The sequence below is a fragment of the Chitinophaga sp. ARDCPP14 genome (assembly GCF_051362515.1).
Classification (GTDB): domain Bacteria; phylum Bacteroidota; class Bacteroidia; order Chitinophagales; family Chitinophagaceae; genus Chitinophaga.
The window spans coordinates 834,670-852,310 of sequence record NZ_JBKIXB010000002.1 but is presented as its reverse complement, the minus strand read 5'-3'; the positions used below and the strand labels follow the sequence as shown (position 1 = coordinate 852,310).

Below are 17,641 nucleotides of genomic sequence, written 5' to 3'. Positions count from 1 at the left end.
AATACAATGATATAGTCAAAAGAATTAACTGCCGATGTGCTTTGGGCCGTCTGTAATTCGTAATTTTGCTGCAACACCCAAAACAGATTCGCTGTGAAAAAGAAGACCTGGCTGTTACCATTGATAGTTGTAACCATACACGTTCATGCCCAGAAAAAGGAAGACCGCAAAACAATTGGTAACCTGCAAACACACATCAGTTACCTGAGCAGCGATAAGCTGGAAGGCCGCAGTACCGGTGCTCCTGGCGAACAGCTGGCAGCCGCCTATATCTCTGCGCAAATGCAGAAAATAGGATTGACGCCTATGGGCGAGGATGGTTTTTTACAGGCATTTACAGTAAAAGAAACCCGTGAACCGTCGGCAGACTGTCAGATGACCATTGGCGGAAACAAACTGGAAGCAGGTAAACAATTTGTGCCACTGCCTTTCAGTGCCGGCAAATCGGCCAAAGGAGAAGCTATTCCGGGGGTGAACGAACCCGATAATATCTGGCTGATCAATGCAGCCGAACTGGATACCGACGGCCGGAAAAGCATGTCAGACCAGTATTTACAGCAAACACAGACTGCCGAAAAATCCGGCGCCACCGGTGTGGTATTTTACAATGGCAAAGAAACGGCTCCCGAAGTAATGAAATGGCTGGCCGAACGTCCCAAAGCCGCCGGCATCCCGGCCGTATGGCTTAATGCCGACGTCAGCAAAAAACTGAGCGCTGACGACGCGGATGGATTTCCTATTCACATGCAGGTAGCCTTCAAAACTATAAAACGTAATGGCACCAACGTAATCGGCTATATCAACAATAAAGCTCCCAGAACCATCGTGATTGGCGCGCATTACGATTACCGCGGCTGGGAAACCACCGACAAAACGGAAGACAATGCCAGCGGCACCGCCGCCATGCTGGAAATAGCCCGCTTACTGAAAGGCTCCCGTCTTCATAACAACAATTATATTATTATCGCCTTTTCAGGGAAAGAACAGGGACTTTCCGGCTCTTCCTACTTTGCGTCCCACAGTACCGTAGATCTTTCGCAGGTGAACTACATGATTAATATGGATGGTATCGGCACCCTGAACCCGGGTACGGCATTACAGATCGGTGGTACCGGCACATCGCCCGGATGGTCGGCCATTGTTCAGGAAGCTGCCGGCAAAGAGCTGCCACTGGTATATGATTCCAGTGGTATCAGCAACTCCGATCATGCATCTTTCTACAAAAAAAATATACCGGTACTCTATTTCTGCAAAAATACTTCCGCAGATAAAGTGAACTACGATGGCACCCTGCATGTGCTGAAGCTGGTGTACAACATCATCGACAAAACAAATAACAGGGATAAACTCGCCTTCAGCAGCATCCAGTGAGGTGCCCGAATTAAGATCGCTTCAAAATTTGCAGGTTACATATAAGTGCGAAATGTATATTTTCGCATAAATACGTCATTCGTAAAATTTCAATTTATCCCTATAAATGGACGAGAAACTGGCGCTTATATACCGGTATTTCCAGCTGCTGGAGAGCTTTTCAGCAGATCCCGTTGAATTTGCCAGGATCTTTCATCCAAATATTATTCAGACTGAATATCCAAACCAGCTCTCGAATGAAATTAAACAACGGAACTTTGAGATCATGCTGGAAAGCATGGTCACCAATAAAATAATTTTGAAATCGCAGCACTTCAGCGTGCTGAAAGTAGTGGAATCAGGAAATACCCTGGTGGTAGAAGCCAAATGGACAGGGGAAATAGGCGTGGATGCCGGGCATTTCCGCCGGGGACAAATAATGAAAGCATTCATTTGCACTATCATAGAATTCCGCGACGGGAAAATTTACCGGCAACGCAACTATGATTGTTACGAACATTAAAGCTATGAGATCATGAAAAAAATATTATCACTACTGGGAGTTGCTTTGTTGCTGTTTGCGTGTAACCATACCCGTAACGATGAACGCACCACCGACAGATCGGCCTACGACGTTATCACCGAAAAGTGCTACGTGTACCGCGAGTTCAAGCCGGCCTCCAACCCGCTGACCGATTCTGTACTGCAATTGAGAAAAGAGCTGACTGATTACCTGGATCAGCACCAGTATAAAAGACATATGGCGGGAAAAGACAGTTTGCTTTTCCACCGCGAAAACGGCCAGGAAGTGATCATTGAGCTGCCCACCCCGCAGGATATCTGGGAACAAAGCACCATCATCGTTTTTGATCCACAGAAAAATCCTTTGTTCGTAAATTTACACAAAGGCACTGCCCAACTGGAACATTACATTCAAGCAAAATAATCAGATAAGAGTTTGCCGATCATACAAAACATCAGACTAACTGTAGATGCAGTGGTATTTGGATATATTCCCAAAGAAGGCATCGTGGTGCTGCTAATCAAGCGTACCATTGAGCCATACCTGCACAGCTGGGCGCTGCCCGGCGGCTTTGTGCTGGACGATGAAGCGCTGGAAGCGGCCGTTACCCGTGAACTGCTGACAGAAGCCGGCGTAAATATCAACTACCTCGAACAGCTGTATACTTTTGGTTTACCCGGCCGCGACCCGCGCGGAAGGGTAGTATCCATTGCTTACTTCGGTCTGGTAAATCCCACCAATTTCAAACTGGCCGCCAGTTCCGATGCAGAAGACGCCAAATGGTTCAATATCAAAGACCTGCCCACACTGGCTTTTGATCACGCCGCCATTATTAATATTGCCGTACAACGCCTCCGCAACAAGATCCGTTACGAGCCTATCGGCTTTGAACTGCTGGATAATAAATTCCCTATCGCCGACCTGGAAAAACTTTACGAAACCCTGCTGGACCGGCCTATCGACCGCCGCAATTTCCAGAAGAAGATTAATCATCTCGGGATATTGATTGCCCATAACGAAAAACAGAAACAGGTATCGCAGGGCAGGCCCGCAAAGCTGTTCAGCTTTGACGAAGCCAGGTATTTTAAGCTGAAGAAAGAAGGAATGACGTTTGAAATATAGACCCGTCGCATCATACAGGCCGGTTAAAGATTGAACAGCCACGGCATGCCGGCAATTCTTCCACATGCCATTTTCCCTGCAATAATCCCTATATTAATATCCTGTAGCAACCGCATTTCCTATTTTGTGTATTTTTTACAAGAAATATTTTGGAAATACAGAAACGGTTTCTATATTTGTGTAACAATTACACAAAATAGCTCGGATATGCAAAACACAAAGCCCACAGGAGTTATTATCGCCCGGTTCCAAACGCCTTCCCTCCATGAAGGGCACCTGGAACTCATCCGCCAGGTGAAACAAAAGCACAACCGCGTACTCATCATACTCGGCGTTAGCCCGGTGAGAGGCAGCCGCAAAAACCCACTGGATTACTATACCCGTGAACGGATGATCAAGCAGCAATTTCCGGAAATCATTGTACTGCCCCTGAGTGATCAGAAAAGCGATGATGTATGGTCACAGAAACTGGATGAACTGCTCAGCAACAACTTCCCGCACGAAAGCTTTTTGCTGTACGGCAGCCGCAACAGCTTTATGGATACCTACTCCGGCAAATATAAAACAGAAGCCCTGCCTCCGGTACAGGATTATAACGCCACCGCCATGCGGGAAGCGATATCTGACAAGGTGTTTGATACGGAAGAATTCCGCGCCGGTATCATCTACAATACTTACAATCTCTTTCCTTCTGTATATGCTACTGTAGATATTGCATTGTTCAGGAACGATAAGAAAGAACTGTTGCTGGGCCGCAAGCCAAACGAAAACGTATGGCGTCTCCCGGGAGGTTTTTCCGACCCAACAGACGACAACTTCGAAATGGCCGCCGCCAGGGAGTTACAGGAAGAATGCGGCGCGGTGGAAACCGGTCCCATGCAATATGTAGCTTCCCTCAGGGTAAATGACTGGCGCTACCGCAGCGAAGTAAACAAAATCATCACCACGCTGTTCAGCACAGACCTTATATATGGCGAACCCACCGCCGGCGATGACTTACAGGAAATCCGCTGGATAACGGTAACGGATATACCTGGTTTAATTGCCAGAGGAGAGATCAATGATACACATATTCCCCTGCTGGCAAAACTGACCGAAAAATATATTGACTAAGACTAAAACTTTTGAGACATGACAAAGGAAAATCTCATCCTCCTGGCCGATGCTTATAAATATTCCCACCATAAACTGTACATTCCCGGTACACAATTCATTTACTCTTATCTGGAAAGCCGCGGCGGCAAATTTGAAGAAACTGTTTTCTATGGCTTACAATACTTTCTGAAAGAATACCTGAGCGGGGTGGTATTCACCAAAGAAAAACTGGACGAGGCCGAAACCATCCTCACAGAAGTGTTTGGCCGGAAAGATGTATTTGACCGCAGCCGCTTTGAATACATCATCGATAAATACGGCGGTAAACTCCCCGTTCGTATCAAAGCAGTGGCAGAAGGCACGGTAGTGCCTGTACGAAATGTGCTGATGACCATAGAAAACACCGACCCGGAATGCTTCTGGCTCACCAACTTCCTTGAAACACTGCTGATGCAGGTGTGGTACCCCTGCACCGTGGCATCCGTATCCAGGGAAATAAAAAAAGTAGTAAAGAAATATTATGAAGAAACAGCCAGTACAGCTGCCTTCGGCGGTATCGACTTTGTGCTGAACGACTTTGGATTCCGTGGCGCCAGCTCTGTTGAAAGCGCTGGTATCGGCGGGAGTGCCCACCTGGTAAGCTTTGCGGGCAGCGACACCATCCCCGGCTCCGTATTTGCGAAGAAATATTACGATGCCCCTGCCGCACCCGGTTTATCTATCCCGGCTACCGAACACTCCGTTGTTACACTTCTTGGAGAAGAAGGAGAACTGGAAATATTCAAACATATATTGGATAGTTATCCTACCGGCACTATCGCCTGTGTATCTGATTCCTACAACATTTTCAGGGCCTGTGAAGAATACTGGGGCACTGCTTTAAAAGAACAGATCCTCAAAAGAGAAGGCACGCTGGTAATTCGCCCTGATAGCGGCGATCCGGTACAAACCCTGCTCCGTATCTTCACCATACTGATGGATAAATTCGGCTATAGCACCAATGAAAAAGGATTTAAAGTACTGCCTCCGCAGGTAAGGGTAATCCAGGGCGATGGCATCAGCTATTCATCTATCCCCGGCATACTGGAAGCCTTGAAGCAGGCCGGCATCAGCGCAGAAAACCTGGTGTTGGGCATGGGAGGCGCCTTACTGCAACGTGTAAACCGCGACACCCAGGAGTTTGCCCTCAAATGCGCTTACGCTGTGGTAAACGGAAAAGCCATCAATGTTCAGAAGATGCCCGTGGAACTAGACGCCAGCGGCCAGTTACGCACTTCTTTCAAAAAATCAAAAGCCGGGAAACTCAGACTCATAAAAGACAACAATACTTTCAAAACAGTGTCTGAAGAAGAGGCGCCTGCATCTGCCGACCTGTTACATACGGTATTTGAAAATGGTGAAGTAACACTCAGCTACACCTTTGATGAAGTCAGAAAAACTGCAACATTATAACGTATTCTTATTTCTTCCAACCGTGTTTTCCTCAGGAGGGTGTATCAGATCTACGATACACCCTCTGTTATTTTTGCATAATACGTATACAAAAAATCATCGCATTCCCTTAACTTCATGGCATGTATTTACTCATCCCCGGCCGGCATCACCTGCTAACAGATTTTCAGTTCAAATACCTGAACCGCCTGATCAAATGTAAACTGGAAGGCGAAAAAGACGTGTATGGCCAACCGTTAGTCGCACAGGAAATAGAAGGCGTGATCTTCGCAGTTACCTCCGCCAATCATTTAGGCACCAAACGGAACCCGGTGCCATTCTACCTCCGCGCTATGATCATCCAGGAATTTTCCAACTCCCTGGATGTGCCGGTATACGTATACGGTATCGACGATGTAGGCGTGATCAATGATTTTACAGAATATACGGTAAAGACTATACGGCATTCCAGTGAAGGGATCCATTCCCTCACCCCGGCCAATACCCTCGTTATTTGCTCCACCGCAGTAAAGGAGATGTACATCAAACATGGCTTCACCATACTGCCGGCAGAGTGGGACCCGGAAAGCAACCAGTTCACGCAACCCATGCCCTGGGATATTGTAAAGCTGGTAGCGCAGGCCGGCGACTGGCGAAAAAACAAAACCATCCTCGACCAGATGCACCCGGCTTCTTTCAAAATCTGGTCGCTCTACAATGTAGGGGACAAGGTGCAACATATCCTGAAAGATCCTATCATTGGCGCAGACGGCGATCTTACTGCTACGCGTGACTATAACGTATACGTGAAACAAATGGACGACATCGCCGCCCAGAAATACCGGGAAACAGCTCCCTATATTCAGCCGGGCAACATCGGCGATATCGGCTGCGCCGTTGGTTCGTGGATAAAAATGGCCTGCGAAGATGATCGCCTGCATGAATGCGATTTCTACGGTATAGAGGTATCCCGTCATTTGTATGATATCTGTCTTCAAAGAAAACATAACGGCGAATTCGCCAACCCATCCGTGTTCTTCTCGCAAAAAAATGCAGTGACCAGCCTCGTATTTGAAGCCGGCAGCATGAATACCATTCATACTTCTTCGCTCACCCATGAAATAGAATCATACGGCAGCCGGGAAGACCTGATCGCGTTTATACGTAACCGTTATAATGAACTGGTTCCCGGCGGCGTCTGGATAAACCGGGATGTAGTAGGACCGGAAAACAAAGACGAAACCATTTTGCTCTGGCTCAATGAAACCGATGGGGAAAATGATATCGAATTACCCGAACATGCCGATACACATGAACTGGCCGCCTGGCTGGGAAAGCTGTCGACCAAAGCGCTGTTCAAGCAGTTCTCGAAGGACTTCCGCCGCCAGGAAGGCTTTCAATTACCCTATGAATGGGTAACCATAGCAGGACAAACTTATGCACAGTTGTCCATGCAAAATGCGTGTGAATTCCTGTTCAAAAAGGATTACCACGACAACTGGCTCAGTGAAATGCATGAAACGTTTTGTTTTTGGAATTATGAAGACTGGAAAGCCGCCCTGGAAGAAGCCGGCCTGCGGCTGGATAATTTGTCTGCTACCTGGCGTAACGAGTGGATTGTGAATAACAGGCTGGAAGGTAAGGTACAATTGATGCGCCCGTGCAAAAATAGTGTACCCTTACCTATCCCTTTTCCTGTTTCGCATATGCTGCTTTTAGCAAGAAAATAATCTGTCACCGGGAAGTGGCTGTAAATCACTTTCCGGTACATCTCATAATCCATAGTCTTTCAGTGGAATTATTTTCGGCTGGTTATCCGCCACCAGCATGTTTTCTGTCTGTTGATCGTTTTTTGGGAGAACTGTCAGGAATAAATGTATTTGCTGCAAATATAAACTGTGGAGAGATAAACGGGGTTGTGAAAAGGAAAGAATTTATTGTTAAAATCAAAGAATTCCACAATTACTATAATGATGCAAATTGCCTGATATTATCGATAATAAATTTAGTTCGTCCTTTTTCCGAAAAATCCATATTTGCATCTATCATTCATCCAGATAAACATTATTTATTAATTCTGTAAAAGATTTATGGAGATAATCTCTCACATCTTTATCTGCATTGTTTAATTCCTGCCAAATTGTGGTCCGATTGTTAAAAACATAAACAATATCCTCAAAGTCAGAACTTGTTCTTCCATCAGCTTTCCCTCGGTTTTTAAAAGCCTCCAGCTTGGTAGCAATGAAGTATTCAGGCTTAAATATCCTGATGATATAGTTTACATTCCCTTCAGGCTCCAATTGATAATCCATTGCAGTGGCAAATCCCTGCTTATACCACTTATTGGAGAACCCAAGAATTTCATCTGAAGTAGGCATCACATCTACAACGATACCGAGTACCTTATAACGGCATATTATCTTCGACTCCTGGTCATTCGAAAATCCCTTTTCTCTAAGTTTATCTTCCAATTGTTGATACCCTTTATAATTCAACAACTCAATCAAAATATCAACATCATTTGTCGGCCTTACTTCCTCTCCTTTTCTATCAGCATATAAAGAGACGGTCGCGCCTCCCACAAATACAACTTCCCGTTTTAATTCTTCCAAAGCGTTATAAACTGCTTTTATCCTGGTGATGTTTTCTCTATGACTCATATTAATATGATTTTCCCGAGCTCTTCTATAGCCAGCTTTTTTTCCCTGGATTTACCCACACGGATTATGTCGATACTTGCCAAAGCTTTATACAACAGGGCATCTTCTTTTACAGCTTTCACTACTCCCTTATGTAATGGTTCAATTAACATCCCTCTCATTGAGCCTTGATCATCCGGCCAGACATAATTGGATTCACTGGCAAAATGATTTTTATAAAACGGATGTGAGTGAGCAGTAGGAGTTCCTGTAACAACCTGACCAGGTATCTGCGGAAAAACATAATGCAGTCCATATTGAATAAACTCCATTAATGAGATACGAAATACTTTCCTCCTCGGCTCGTCTATTAAACCGGCGATACAACTGCGGTTTAAAGACTCCGATATTTCTGAAATACTAATAGACAAGGTATTTGACAGATCCCTGTACTGCCAATTATCCCGCATTGTTAATATTTTCAATAAGATTACTACGTCCTGGGGACGCATTCCATTATGACCTCTCATATCTTAAAGATACGGCTTTTGTTCTTTGTTCGCAAATCGCGAACAAAGAACAAAATTGAGGTCGCGTGAAAATAATAATACACCAAATGGCAGGTTTCGTACTTCTCAAGAAAAAAAGAAAGCCAGAGTATGATTACTCCGGCTATTACCTAAACCTACAACTGTTACACTGTTAGTAACATATCTTTAATTCGAATGAATTTCATTTAAAGGCACTTCTTCATAAGAGGCCACCATACGTTGCCTGATATAACGTTTGCTGGACAACCTGCCCATTCCCAGCTTCGCCATACCCATATCTACGATCATGTATACCACCGGCACCACAATCAGGGTAAGGAACATGGAGCTCATCAAACCACCGATGATAGCCCAGGCCAATCCATTTTTAATGGACCCCACACCACCTGTTGCCAATGCAATAGGCAACATACCGATCACCATCGCGATGGTAGTCATCAGGATAGGACGCAAGCGTGCGTGGTTGGCATGAATCAGCGCCTGGTAAGTACTTTGGCCCTGCTCTTTCATCTGGTTCGTAAAATCCACCAGGATGATCGCATTCTTCGCCACCAACCCGATCAACATAATGATGCCCATGATGGTAAAGATGTTCAGCGTATTGTTGGTGAGTGCCAGTGCCAGTAATGCACCGATGATCGCCAGCGGAATAGAGAACAATACCACGAAAGGATAAATGTAGTTGTCGTACAACGCCACCATGATCAGGTACACCAGCACAATGGAGATCAGCAATGCCGCGCCCATGGTACCAAAGGAGTCGCCCTGGTTTTCTGCATCACCGCCAAAAATGTAGTTGATCCCGGCGGGCTTGTCCATTTTTGCCAGCTTGTCGGAAAATTCCTGGGTAACCGTACCTGACGGACGCCCCATTACCTGCGCCTGCACTGATACAGAAGTGTTTTTATCCCTTCTTTCCAGGTGACTGGGTCCTGAGCCTTCTGTTATCACAGCAAACTGCGACAGCTTGATCAGTTGCCCCTTATCGTTGATGAACTGTATATTGGATACATCTTCCAGGTTCTTACGGTTGAAATCATCAAAACGGATGTTGATATCGTACTCATAATCCCCCTGACGGAACTTTACTTTAGAGTCATCGGCTGTACCGCTGAAAGCGGTTTGCATAGTACCACCCACGGCATCCAGTGTGAGGCCCAGTGCGGCCATCTTATCCCTGTCTACCTGCACATTAATTTCCGGGTTACCATCTTCTACCGACAGTTTTACTTCTGTAGCGCCACTGATAGTTTTGAGCGTATCCATGGCTCTTTTAGCGTAGTTCATTACGCTGTCCAGCTCCGTACCCATCACCACCAGCTCTACCGGCGCCCGCTCTGCGGTGCCGAGGATACTTACATCCGTGGTTTTTACCTTTACACCAGGTAAGATACTTTTCAGTTCTTTTTTGATCTTGGCGGCATAGATATCGGAAGCATCCAAACGGTGTTCCGGACCCACCAGCATTACGGTGATTTCCGCTTTATAAGCAGTTGACTGCGCGTTACCAAAACCATCTTCACTGGTTTGACCTACTGTTGTGATCAAACGGGTAACTTCCTGTTTTTTATTAAGATATTTTTCTGCAGTACGTGTGGCCAGGTTAGTTTGTTCTACAGATGCATCCTTTGGCATTTCCAGCATTACGATGAACTGTCCGCGGTCGCCCTTGGGAATAAACTCTCCACCGATGTAGCCTTTACCTACCAGCATGAAAGAAGCTACCAATAAACCAACTGCCACGGCTATGGTGATCCTTTTATGACCCAGCGCCCATTTCAGGATACTGGTCATCCAGTTGGTGAACTTCTGCAGCTGTGCTTCAAACCAGAGAATGAATTTCTCAAAAATGTTTTTACCGGTAATATGTTCCAGCTTACCAAAGCGGGATGATAATAGCGGCACAATCATAAACGACGACAACAAGCTAAGCATCGTGGAAATCATTACCACCACGCAAAACTCACGCAGGATCTTTGATACCAGCTCATTAGTTAAAGAGATGGGCAGGAACACCACCACAATTACCAGCGTAATGGAGGTAACGGTGAAGCCTATCTCTTTCACACCATCAAATGCCGCACGAACACGATTCTTACCCATTTCCATATGCCGGTAAATATTTTCCAGCACCACAATCGCATCATCCACGAGAATACCTACTACCAGCGACAAGCCCAATAATGACATGAGGTTGAGCGAGAAGCCCATCAATTTCATACCGATGAACGTAGCAATGAGGGAAGCCGGAATGGAAATCATTACAAACAACGCACTTCGGATACTGTGCAGGAACAACAGCATCACAACAGCCACCAGCACTACCGCGAGGATAAGGTCATGTATTACCGAGTCGGCAGATTCCAGTGTAAAGTCGGAGGAATCGTTTGCTACCAGCATTTTCAGGTCGTTCGCAGCATAATCTTTTTCAATTTTGCTGATGGCCTTCTTCATTTCTTCACTTACGGTTACCGCGTTGGCATCCGTTTGTTTCTGCACCTGCAGGGCAATCGCACTAACACCATCTACGCGGGCAATACGATCCGCATCTTTCTGGGCATCCTGTACATCGGCAACGTCTGTCAGCCGCACCTGTGTGCCATCCTCAGTTGTTTTCAACACCAGGTTACGCAGCTGGTCTACGTTTTTATATTTACCGGCCAAACGGATCAGGATCTGCTCATTGGCAGTTTTCACCTTACCGGTTGGAAAGTCAAGGTTAGCGTTGGTGATCAGCTGACGTAATTGCAGGATAGATAAGTTGAAAGCCTGCAATTTTTTTGGATCTACGTTTACCTGTATTTCGCGCTCCTGGCCACCAATCAGTGATACCTGGGCTACACCCGGTAACCGGGATAATAATGGCTGCAGCTTCTTATCTACCAGGTCGTAAAACTGTTTGTCATCCATTTTAGCGGTGGCAGACAGCGTCATGATCGGAAGGTCATCCAGGGAGAATTTGTTGAGCGACGGCGGCTTGGCATCACCCGGCAGATCTGCCAGGATAGCGTTTACCTTGCGTTGTGCATCCTGCAGGGCAATATCCACATCCGCATCGTTGTTCAGTTCAACGGTAATAACAGAAAGACTTTCAGAAGATTTGGAAATGATCTTTTTGATCTTTTCCATAGATGCTACCGCATCTTCAATCTTCTTGGTAATCGTACTTTCCACCTCATTGGGAGAGGCGCCGGGATATACCGTAGAAATGGTTACGATAGGGGAGCTGAACTTTGGCAACAGCTCGTAGTTCAGCGATTTATAACTCATCACGCCCAGCAGGGTGAGGATGGTGAACACCACCACCACGATCGTAGGTCGCTTAATTGATACTTCAGTAATCTTCATGTTGCAAAAATTTGGTCAAACACCAGATACATTTTCCTCGCTTACTTTTTGCCGTTCTGAGCCACTACAACAGCGCCTTCAGTCAGGTTAATCTGACCGCTGGTAATCACGGTGTCGCCTTCGTTCAGCCCTTCCCGTATTTCCACCTGGTCGCCAACAATGCGGCCAGCCACTACTTTGCGTTTCTTTGCCACATTACCGTCCATTACATAAATGGTATTGCTGTTTACGCCACCCACAAATGCGGTGCGGGCAATGAAAATTGTTTTGGCCGCATTCGGATCTACGAAATGTGCAGTACCATACATACCTGCTTTCAGGTCTTTTCCATCAATATTGCGGACCTCCATCTCCACCGGGTAGTTGAGGGAGTTATCGCCTTTTGCAGCAATAAAGGTAATAGTGCCTTCATACTGGGTTTCAGGGAATACGTTGGAAGTAACCTGTACTTTTTGGCCGGTTTTGAGTGTTACCACTTGTCCTTCCGGTACAGATACTGACAGTTTCAGCCTGGATACATCCACGATGTCGAACATTTTATTGCCTACAGAGAGGTAAGCACCCTGTTCAATATATTTTTTATTAATAATTCCGGAGATAGGCGCTTTCACATAAGTATCGCTTACGCGACGGCTGGCAGCCTCATAGCGCGTTTTCGCAATGTCGTATTGCAGGCGTGCATCATCCATTTGTTTCTGCGTAACGCCTCCGGTCTGGAACGCGCTCTCGTATCTTTCTTTATCTACTTTCAGCTGGTTGAGGTTAGCTTTTGCAGATTCGAGGTCGGTATTTAAAAGCTGACCATCAATGTAAGCAATGGGTTGTCCCTGTCTTACCACGCTGCCTTCATCTACGAGCAGTTTGGTAATACGGCCGGCGGTTTCGGCGAGGTACGTCAGTTCGCGTACTGGCTGAAAGTTACCATTGGCCAGGAATCCCTGGGAAAAATCATTGCGGGATACTTTCTGTACCAGCACCGGGATGTCGCCGATATTGCTTTGTTTTACGAATTCTGTTTTAGCCTCGTTCGCTTTTTTGTTAGCGCTGAGTTTCCACATGATCAGTACTACTGCACCTACTGCCACCAAGCCCCAGATTATAAACTTTTTCATCTGCAAAATAGTTTGTGTGTTCTATCGTTGTTTTCGTTTATACGTTTAGTTCAGGAGGTCTTTCAAACTTCCTTTGCTTTTTATTATCTCCAGCTCTGCCAGTTTGTATTGCAGCAGGGCTTCGTTATAACTGTTTTGTGCATCTGCCAGCGAAGTTTCTGCGTTCAGCAGATCCGTCAGGCCTGCCAGGCCAAGTTTGTAGTTATTCTGAGTAGAATAATACACTTCATTGGCGAGGTCCACGTTCTCCTTTTGCGTGGTGATGGTAGATAAGTTGCTACGCACCATCAGCTTGGCGTTTTCGTAGTCGGTGTTGAGGGTCAGCTCTGTGTCTTCCAGTTGCTTGCCCAGCTGACGCAGGGTTACGTTAGCCTGACTCACTTTGGAGCGGCGGCCAAAGCCATCGAAGATGGGTACCTTCAGTGATACGCCGATGGCTGCTGCACCAAACCAGCTGGTTGAGTTGGTAGGGTCTTTCGAAAAAGCCCATTGCTGACTCATCCCGTTGTAAGAGTATCTTCCGAACAACGACAGCGAGGGATAATTTTCTGCCTGGTAAGCTTTCTTCTGGAATAACTGCAGTTCTTCCTGTTTCTTCAATAATTTGTATTCCGTTCTGTTGGCAAGATTCATATCATCATACTGTAACACACCGGCGGCTTTGTTTTCAATGTCTTTCAGTGAAGCGGGCGGCAACAGGAAAGTTGACTGCAGTGGCATGCCCATTACCTTTTTCAGGTTGTTGGTTTGCGTTGCATATTGATTCAGCAACTGTGTACGTTGCGTCATATTGTTGATGAGGTTCACTTTGATACGGTCCAGGTCAATTTTTTTGGCGAGGCCGTTATCAAATTGAGATTTGGTGGCGCTTACCAGCTGCGTAAGCTTCTCGATGTTGCTGTTGATGGTGATGATCTTTTCCTGTGTTACCAGCAGCTGGTAGTAGAGCTGTGATACATTATAGATCACATTTTCAACAGATTGTTCCGTTTGTATCTTATAATATTCTTCTCCTGCCTTGGAAGCTTTCAAACCGGTAAACACTGCCTGATTAAAGATTTGCTGGCTGAGTTCTGCGCCTACGGTAACATTGTATTTAACACCAAAAGCCACCAGTATGGAACTATCCGGTTTGCCAAATACAGCACCGGGGATGAGCGATTTCTGCAGCATCAGGTTGTCTGTATAAGAAGCGTTACCATTCAGTTGTGGCAGGGCCTGGGAGCGGACTTCCTGGGTTTTGTATTTACCCATTTCTTCGTCCATTTTGGTTTTGGCCAATTGTTTATTGTTGTTCAATGCAAACCTCAGCGCTTCCTGTAAGGTCAGTTGCGTTTGGGCATAGCCGTTATATACCCCTATCCCCATGAGGAGGACAAGCGTTAACTTTAATCGCTTCATAAAATAAATCTTAGCGTAGTAGTTTTATTCTTCTTCTTTTATTTGCAGGTACTGGTTTACCAGTTTATGTCCCCGGATAGTGGCAATTCCCAGTATAAAGTGGGCCGTTACCTGTTCCATTACCTCATGCATTTCAAATTGATCTGCGGGGTATTGCTCCGGGTCAAAAGCTGCCTCCAGCTGCAGCTGGCGCATACGTGCTACAATATCTATATGAAGGTTCTGGCGGTATAGGCCTTCCGCCATTCCTCTTTTTAAATTCTTTTTGATGTTACAAAGCATGTTATCCGACTTAAAACTCTCAATACTGCGCCAGGTATCCGGATGATACTTCTGGATTTCGTGCAGCATTACCGGGTTCAGGGTTTTAGCCAGATTGGTGACGTACTTCATGTTACGCACCAGTTCTTCGATGGCATTGTCTGTGGTTTGCAAACACTCATGGAAGTAGTTAATATGGTTTGTCAGCAGTTGTTGCATCCCTTCGTCTATCAGCGCCTGTTTGTCTTCGAAATGCTCATATACTGTTTTCTTGGAAATCCCACAGTCGCGGGCGATATCAAACATAGTTACTCCTTTCACACCGTATGTCCTGAACATTTTCAGCGCAGTTTCCAGTATCCTTTCTCTCACTACCATGATTTCCGTTTATGCTTTTATTCCTTTTATGAAAATTTCGAGTAACTGTTTTTGTTTTTCTATTACCTGGTCCATCATTTCTTCATCCAGCTCCATGTCTTCCCGGATATGATCGGGCACAGAAAAGCGCAATCCCATAGCAGCCAGCACCAATAGTTCCGCGGTTTTTTCAGGATCTTTTACTTTAAACTCTCCTGATGCAATACCTGCTTTAATGATGGTGGTATGGATATTAAACTCCCGTTGTTTTGCCTTCTTCTTTTCTTCGAGGAAGAGCGCAGAATTATCCTGTAATATTTTAAATATTTCCAGCCGGCAGAATTTGCTGATAAAATCTTTCCGGAGATCAATGATATTATATAATGCTTCGGCAGCCGATTTCACCTGAACTGCTTCCTTCTCCATTTGCTGAAAATATGCTTCCGCAATTTTTTGCAACACGGCAATGTGCATCGCCTTTTTATCGGGGAAATAGTAATACAGCGATGCTTTAGAGCAGTGAAGGTCATCTGCTATCTCGTTCATCGTTGTTTTAGAAGCGCCATAATGAGTAAAACGCTTCAGAGCCGCCTCCAGGATCTTATCCCTCATTTCATCTTTAGCTTCTGTGTGCATTAACTTTTTGACTTTTTTAGTTTCAAGGTCAAAATTAGGGACTTTTTTTGAAATAGTAACTAAAGTTGACCTTTTAACACCCATTTAACTTTTCGAAGATAAAAGTCAGAAAGTCAGGGTTGGGAGATATAGCCGAGTAATCGCCTTCGGCGATTAGAAATTGTCTTGGAGCAGGATTACGCTGATTTTACTGATTGCCCTGATTTGATTATGTTTTGATTTATTTGTTATCGGACTTTGTTATAATGATTAAGGGAGATATAAGCGAAAAAAATCCGCCTATATCTCCCTTAATTGTTATTAATCAAAAAATAAAAATCAAGCTAATCAGTAAAATCAGCGTAATCCTGCTCCAAGACAATTTCTAATCGCCGAAGGCGATCTCTCCGCTATTTCAGTTTTTCGAGTGCAGCCTGCAGTTTCTCAAACATCGCCGGGATCTCTTCTTTCACGCAGGTACCTACGCTGAGGCGGTACCATGGAGAGTTTTTAGCGGATCCGAAAGCATAGAACGGCACCAGGGCTATTTTAGCTTCATTCAGGATGTAAGAGGTAACAGCGGCCTGATCTGCAAGCGCAGTGCCATCAGCCGTTTGTTTGCCTACCAGGTCAAATTTAACGGTGAGATAGATAGCAGCCTGGGGAGCAATGGCTTCTACTTTATGACCTGCATTTTTCAGTTTGTCGAAGCCTTCGTAGATTTTCACCAGTCTTTCTTCGATTTCGCCTTTAAAGTGTTGCAGGTATTTATCCACATTTTCTTTCTGTACCAGGTAGCGGGCAGCAGCTTTTTGTTCTGCCATCGGGCTCCAGGCGCCAACATGGGAAAGGATGGATTTCATTTTACCAATTACGTGTGCGGGTCCTAACGCCCAGCCAACTCTTACGCCGGTAGCAGCGAAAGCTTTACTCATACCGTCGATGAAGATCGTATAATCCCTCATTTCCGGGCGGAGGGTAACCGGGTTGTGGTGGTGTGTTTCACCAAAGGTGAGCACCCAATACATCTGGTCGAACAATACATAGAGGGGCTTTTCATCGGCGCCTCTGCTTTTGTTTTCGGCCAGTACCAGGTCGCATATCTCTTCCAGCTGTTGCTTACCGAAAGCGGTACCGGTTGGGTTCTGCGGAGAGCAGAGCGCCAGCAGGGTAGCACCTTTCAGGAGCGGTTTCAGTTCAGCAGCCGTAGGCATAAAGAAGTTTTCTGCCTTGGTTTCCAGCACTACGTGTTCCGCTTCCAGGAAGTGGGTATAGTGGTTATTATTCCATGATGGTGTGGCGTATACTATTTTCTCGCCACGGTCAACGATGGTTCTGAATGTAGCATAAATGATAGGACGACCGCCGCAGGAAATAACGATTTCCTTTGCAGGATCGTAGGAGAGACCCTCACGCTCAGCTATAAAACCACCTACTGCCTGTCTTAACTCCGCGATACCATCGGCAGGAGGATAATTGGTCAGGTGCTCCTTATAGGCTGTTATGATTTCCTGTTCAAATTCAACCGGGATAGGAAATACCTTCGGGTCAAAATCGCCAATCGTGAAGTTGTATATCTTCTCACCCTTGGCCTGTTTCTCCTTTATTTCAGCTGCTAACTTAATGATTTCGGATCCAATCAACGTTTCGGCTAAATGAGACAGTTTCATAACCTGCTTTTTTTTGTTGGTTTGTAATAATTTTTCAGCGCGGCAAAAGTAACCGATTTGAAGATAATTTAAAAGAATAGGTAAATTCTTTTCACTTCCGTTAATAAATGGCACTGGTTATTGCATCTCATCTAACCAGAAGGGGTATTTTTATTCTTTCTATCTA

General features: G+C 45.4%; 15 protein-coding genes. 7 read left to right on the top strand and 8 right to left on the bottom strand.

What is annotated here, in order from left to right:
• The first annotated feature begins 93 nt into the window (after positions 1-93).
• The 7 genes from ACLHR0_RS08200 to ACLHR0_RS08170 all read left to right on the top strand — a co-directional run bounded on the left by ACLHR0_RS08200 (position 94) and on the right by ACLHR0_RS08170 (position 7,251).
• Complete coding sequence (locus tag ACLHR0_RS08200; protein WP_436485814.1) at positions 94-1,371, top strand: M28 family peptidase; 1,278 nt, start codon at positions 94-96, stop codon at positions 1,369-1,371.
• A 106-nt stretch (positions 1,372-1,477) separates the two neighbouring features.
• Positions 1,478-1,873, top strand: a complete 396-nt coding sequence (locus ACLHR0_RS08195) for a nuclear transport factor 2 family protein (protein ID WP_370909022.1) — start codon at positions 1,478-1,480, stop codon at positions 1,871-1,873.
• Positions 1,874-1,885: 12 nt separating this feature from the next.
• A complete protein-coding gene (locus ACLHR0_RS08190; RefSeq protein ID WP_429043435.1) occupies positions 1,886-2,296 on the top strand; it encodes a hypothetical protein in 411 nt (136 codons plus the stop codon).
• A 12-nt stretch (positions 2,297-2,308) separates the two neighbouring features.
• A complete protein-coding gene (locus tag ACLHR0_RS08185) occupies positions 2,309-2,995 on the top strand; it encodes an NUDIX hydrolase (RefSeq protein WP_436485811.1) in 687 nt (228 codons plus the stop codon).
• 207 nt (positions 2,996-3,202) lie between these two features.
• Positions 3,203-4,108: an NUDIX domain-containing protein gene (locus tag ACLHR0_RS08180; protein WP_436485809.1), complete on the top strand. Its 906-nt coding sequence runs from the start codon at positions 3,203-3,205 to the stop codon at positions 4,106-4,108.
• A gap of 18 nt (positions 4,109-4,126) precedes the next feature.
• Positions 4,127-5,542 (top strand): nicotinate phosphoribosyltransferase, encoded by a 1,416-nt coding sequence (locus ACLHR0_RS08175; RefSeq protein ID WP_436485807.1) that lies wholly within the window; start codon positions 4,127-4,129, stop codon positions 5,540-5,542.
• A gap of 122 nt (positions 5,543-5,664) precedes the next feature.
• A complete protein-coding gene (locus ACLHR0_RS08170; RefSeq protein ID WP_436485805.1) occupies positions 5,665-7,251 on the top strand; it encodes a transferase in 1,587 nt (528 codons plus the stop codon).
• A gap of 315 nt (positions 7,252-7,566) precedes the next feature.
• Here the strand turns inward: ACLHR0_RS08170 and ACLHR0_RS08165 are convergent, their stop codons facing one another.
• The 8 genes from ACLHR0_RS08165 to ACLHR0_RS08130 all read right to left on the bottom strand — a co-directional run bounded on the left by ACLHR0_RS08165 (position 7,567) and on the right by ACLHR0_RS08130 (position 17,475).
• Positions 7,567-8,181, bottom strand: coding sequence for a hypothetical protein (locus ACLHR0_RS08165; protein WP_436485803.1), 615 nt, complete (start codon positions 8,179-8,181; stop codon positions 7,567-7,569).
• Positions 8,178-8,690 carry a hypothetical protein gene (locus tag ACLHR0_RS08160; protein ID WP_436485801.1) on the bottom strand — a complete coding sequence of 171 codons (513 nt, stop codon included), beginning with the start codon at positions 8,688-8,690 and terminating at the stop codon, positions 8,178-8,180. The genes ACLHR0_RS08165 and ACLHR0_RS08160 overlap by 4 nt, the downstream gene beginning before the upstream one ends.
• Before the next feature lie 186 nt (positions 8,691-8,876).
• Positions 8,877-12,059 (bottom strand): efflux RND transporter permease subunit, encoded by a 3,183-nt coding sequence (locus tag ACLHR0_RS08155; RefSeq protein WP_370909014.1) that lies wholly within the window; start codon positions 12,057-12,059, stop codon positions 8,877-8,879.
• Positions 12,060-12,100: 41 nt separating this feature from the next.
• Positions 12,101-13,171 (bottom strand): efflux RND transporter periplasmic adaptor subunit, encoded by a 1,071-nt coding sequence (locus tag ACLHR0_RS08150; RefSeq protein ID WP_370909013.1) that lies wholly within the window; start codon positions 13,169-13,171, stop codon positions 12,101-12,103.
• A gap of 45 nt (positions 13,172-13,216) precedes the next feature.
• Positions 13,217-14,572, bottom strand: a complete 1,356-nt coding sequence (locus tag ACLHR0_RS08145; protein ID WP_436485798.1) for a TolC family protein — start codon at positions 14,570-14,572, stop codon at positions 13,217-13,219.
• 24 nt (positions 14,573-14,596) lie between these two features.
• Positions 14,597-15,211 carry a TetR/AcrR family transcriptional regulator gene (locus ACLHR0_RS08140; protein WP_436485796.1) on the bottom strand — a complete coding sequence of 205 codons (615 nt, stop codon included), beginning with the start codon at positions 15,209-15,211 and terminating at the stop codon, positions 14,597-14,599.
• A gap of 9 nt (positions 15,212-15,220) precedes the next feature.
• The gene (locus ACLHR0_RS08135) at positions 15,221-15,826 is read right to left on the bottom strand and encodes a TetR/AcrR family transcriptional regulator (protein WP_429043407.1); all 606 of its coding nucleotides are present in this window, start codon (positions 15,824-15,826) and stop codon (positions 15,221-15,223) included.
• 389 nt (positions 15,827-16,215) lie between these two features.
• Positions 16,216-17,475, bottom strand: coding sequence for a pyridoxal phosphate-dependent aminotransferase (locus tag ACLHR0_RS08130; RefSeq protein WP_370909009.1), 1,260 nt, complete (start codon positions 17,473-17,475; stop codon positions 16,216-16,218).
• Positions 17,476-17,641 lie beyond the last annotated feature (166 nt).

What these genes read in the sequence shown, in the direction of transcription:
- ACLHR0_RS08195 (WP_370909022.1), top strand. Translation starts at nt 1,478, where the DNA reads ATGGACGAGAAACTGGCGCTTATATACCGGTATTTCCAGCTGCTGGAG.
- ACLHR0_RS08190 (WP_429043435.1), top strand. Translation starts at nt 1,886, where the DNA reads ATGAAAAAAATATTATCACTACTGGGAGTTGCTTTGTTGCTGTTTGCG.
- ACLHR0_RS08180 (WP_436485809.1), top strand. Translation starts at nt 3,203, where the DNA reads ATGCAAAACACAAAGCCCACAGGAGTTATTATCGCCCGGTTCCAAACG.
- ACLHR0_RS08175 (WP_436485807.1), top strand. Translation starts at nt 4,127, where the DNA reads ATGACAAAGGAAAATCTCATCCTCCTGGCCGATGCTTATAAATATTCC.
- ACLHR0_RS08170 (WP_436485805.1), top strand. Translation starts at nt 5,665, where the DNA reads ATGTATTTACTCATCCCCGGCCGGCATCACCTGCTAACAGATTTTCAG.
- ACLHR0_RS08165 (WP_436485803.1), bottom strand. Translation starts at nt 8,181, where the DNA reads ATGAGTCATAGAGAAAACATCACCAGGATAAAAGCAGTTTATAACGCT.
- ACLHR0_RS08160 (WP_436485801.1), bottom strand. Translation starts at nt 8,690, where the DNA reads ATGAGAGGTCATAATGGAATGCGTCCCCAGGACGTAGTAATCTTATTG.
- ACLHR0_RS08155 (WP_370909014.1), bottom strand. Translation starts at nt 12,059, where the DNA reads ATGAAGATTACTGAAGTATCAATTAAGCGACCTACGATCGTGGTGGTG.
- ACLHR0_RS08150 (WP_370909013.1), bottom strand. Translation starts at nt 13,171, where the DNA reads ATGAAAAAGTTTATAATCTGGGGCTTGGTGGCAGTAGGTGCAGTAGTA.
- ACLHR0_RS08145 (WP_436485798.1), bottom strand. Translation starts at nt 14,572, where the DNA reads ATGAAGCGATTAAAGTTAACGCTTGTCCTCCTCATGGGGATAGGGGTA.
- ACLHR0_RS08140 (WP_436485796.1), bottom strand. Translation starts at nt 15,211, where the DNA reads ATGGTAGTGAGAGAAAGGATACTGGAAACTGCGCTGAAAATGTTCAGG.
- ACLHR0_RS08135 (WP_429043407.1), bottom strand. Translation starts at nt 15,826, where the DNA reads ATGCACACAGAAGCTAAAGATGAAATGAGGGATAAGATCCTGGAGGCG.
- ACLHR0_RS08130 (WP_370909009.1), bottom strand. Translation starts at nt 17,475, where the DNA reads ATGAAACTGTCTCATTTAGCCGAAACGTTGATTGGATCCGAAATCATT.